Here is a 2,656-nt window from a genome sequence, read left to right on the forward strand (position 1 = left end):
GTCCTGCACCGCCCGCTCGAGACCATGGCTGTAGGAAAAGCCGCCGACCGGAAAGGCAGGCGACAGCCACGCCATCAGCCGCAGCAGGGCGATGTTCGAAGGCTGGTCAGTCATGATCGTGGTGATGGCCAGCATGACTGTGCGAATGGGAACGCGATTCGCCATGAGAATGGCTGTGCGCTTCGGCGTGGCTGTGGGCATGCGCATGGCCGTGATCGTGGCTTTGCCCAGCATGGCCGGAATAGGCGCCGCGCACCGGCTTGAACGGTTCGGAAACGTCGGTCACGGTGGCGCCCAGCCCCTCCAGCATCGCCTTGATGACATGGTCGCGCAGGATGAGGATGCGTCCGGCCTCGATGCCTGCCGCGAGATGGCGGTTGCCGATATGCCAGGCGAGCTCGGCCAGATGCACGCCATCGCGGGCGCGGATGTCGTAGACCTCTTCCGGTGCCGCGATGATCTCGATATGGCCGCCATTCTCCAGCACCAGCCGGTCGCCATCGTTCAAGGCGACGGGTTCGGGCAGGTCGACCAGCACCTTGCCGCCGTCGGCAAGTTCGATGGCCCGGCGGCGCAGATGCCGCTCGTCATGGGCGAGAATGGCCCGGCCGGACGGTAGGGTGGTTCCGGCAGCGCCGGCGGACAGCACCGAGACGACGCGCGGGAATTTGGTGAAGTCGGTGTTGAGGTTGAGTTTCATTTCATGGATTTCCCATTTGCTTGTGCCCGCACACGCGCGATCCAATGGCCTTGTACATGTCGAACCCTGCCTTTCCCCAACAAAGCTAGACCATCGCGTTCGTTCAGACGATGGTGTCGAAGAGCCGCAGGATGAACGATATCTGGTAGATAAGCGCCGCCGTGACAAAGGCGATGTGGAAGCGGCGGTCGCGCACCAGGATCGCGATGATGCAGAGCACGACGAAGACCGGCGTGCGGAACAGATACTCGCTGCCGAAGCGGGCGAAATGCTCCGGCCCCTTCAGCAGCGTGTCGACCACGTCGAGCAGGTAGGTCGCCGCCAGCAGGCCGAAGAACCACGCCCGGCGCGAATAGAAAAAATCCTCGTAGCTGGTGTAGTCCAGCATCGAATCTGGGAACAAAAGCGCGCACAGCAGGAACAGCGTGATCGCGTAGAAAATGATGAACAAATATTTGCCGAAGGTCCAGGTCTCGACGGCGTAGAGGCCGAACTCCCACCACCAGAAATGCACCAGCATCAGGAGCACCGAGACGACCCAGGCCAGATGCACGGTATAGAGCTTGTACTGGCCGGGATGCTGGACGATGCGCGCCACCCCCGACAGCAGGCGGGCGACACCAAGCCCGATCACCATGCCCATGACGATGCGGATGTGCGGGAAGATGTCGTGGGCGGAAGCGATTTCGGTGGTCATGCTCGATCACAATGCAGCTGTTGGTTGGCCGCATAGTGCTGCCTTCCACCAAGGGCTGCAACGGATAATGCTCGCCCGGTGGAAGCGCCGCTTCAAAACAGGAAATACCGTTGCGCCATCGGCAGCACCGTCGCCGGCTCGCAGGTCAGCAACTCGCCGTCGGCGCGCACCTCGTAGGTTTCCGGATCGACCTCGACATGCGGCGTGGCGTCGTTGAGCACCATCGAATGCTTGCCGATGCCGCCGCGGGTGTTTTCGACGGCGACGAACTGCTTGTCGACACCGAGCCTGCCACGCAGTCCCGACTCGAGCGCTGCCTTCGAAACGAAGGTCACCGACGAGTTGGTCCTGGCCTTGCCATAGGCGCCGAACATCGGCCGGTAATGCATCGGCTGCGGCGTCGGGATCGAGGCGTTGGGGTCGCCCATCGGGGCGGCGGCGATCATGCCGCCGATCAGCACCATGTCCGGCTTGACGCCGAAGAAGGCCGGGTTCCACAGCACCAGGTCGGCGCGTTTGCCGACCGCGATCGAGCCGATGTCTTTCGACAGCCCATGCGCGATGGCCGGGTTGATCGTGTATTTGGCGATGTAGCGACGGACGCGGAAATTGTCGTTGTTGCCGGTCTCCTGCGGCAGCGAGCCGCGCTGGCGCTTCATCTTGTCGGCGGTTTGCCAGGTGCGGATCGCGACTTCGCCGACGCGGCCCATGGCCTGCGAATCCGACGAGATGATCGAGAAGGCGCCGATGTCGTGCAAAATGTCTTCCGCCGCGATGGTCTCCTTGCGGATGCGGCTTTCGGCAAAGGCGATGTCTTCGGGGATCGACGGCGACAGATGATGGCAGACCATCAGCATGTCGAGATGCTCGGCCAGCGTGTTGACCGTGTAGGGCCGCGTCGGATTGGTCGAAGACGGAATGACGTTGGGCAGGCCGCAGACCTTGATGATGTCGGGCGCATGGCCGCCGCCGGCGCCCTCGGTGTGGAAGGCGTGGATGGTGCGGCCCTTGATAGCGGCGACCGTGTTCTCGACAAAGCCGGATTCGTTCAGCGTGTCGGTGTGGATCATCACCTGCACGTCGTAATCGTCGGCGATCGACAGGCAGCAATCGATGGCCGCCGGCGTCGTGCCCCAGTCCTCGTGCAGCTTCAGCGAGCAGGCGCCGCCCAGCACCATTTCCTCGAGCGCGGCGGGCAGCGAGGCATTGCCCTTGCCCGACAGGCCGATGTTCATCGGAAAGGCGTCGAAGGACTGGAT

The 2,656-nt window shown here is 63.2% G+C and carries 3 protein-coding genes and 1 pseudogene; all 4 read right to left on the reverse strand.

Annotation, left to right across the window (positions count from 1 at the left end):
• A pseudogene (locus EN914_RS31375) lies at nucleotides 1-165 on the reverse strand (urease accessory protein UreF); the annotation flags it as partial.
• Entirely contained in the window at nucleotides 107-700 is a 594-nt protein-coding gene (gene ureE, locus EN914_RS31380; protein WP_024502038.1) for an urease accessory protein UreE, read from the reverse strand. The pseudogene EN914_RS31375 and the gene ureE, both read right to left, overlap by 59 nt.
• 103 nt (nucleotides 701-803) lie before the next feature.
• The gene (locus tag EN914_RS31385) at nucleotides 804-1,397 is read right to left on the reverse strand and encodes a hypothetical protein (protein ID WP_024502037.1); all 594 of its coding nucleotides are present in this window, start codon (nucleotides 1,395-1,397) and stop codon (nucleotides 804-806) included.
• A gap of 92 nt (nucleotides 1,398-1,489) precedes the next feature.
• A partial coding sequence (gene ureC / locus EN914_RS31390) for an urease subunit alpha (protein ID WP_127389502.1) occupies nucleotides 1,490-2,656 on the reverse strand: 1,167 nt, incomplete at its 5' end.

The sequence above is a fragment of the Mesorhizobium sp. M7A.F.Ca.CA.001.08.2.1 genome, assembly GCF_003998455.1.
In the GTDB taxonomy this organism is placed as follows: Bacteria; Pseudomonadota; Alphaproteobacteria; order Rhizobiales; family Rhizobiaceae; genus Mesorhizobium; species Mesorhizobium ciceri.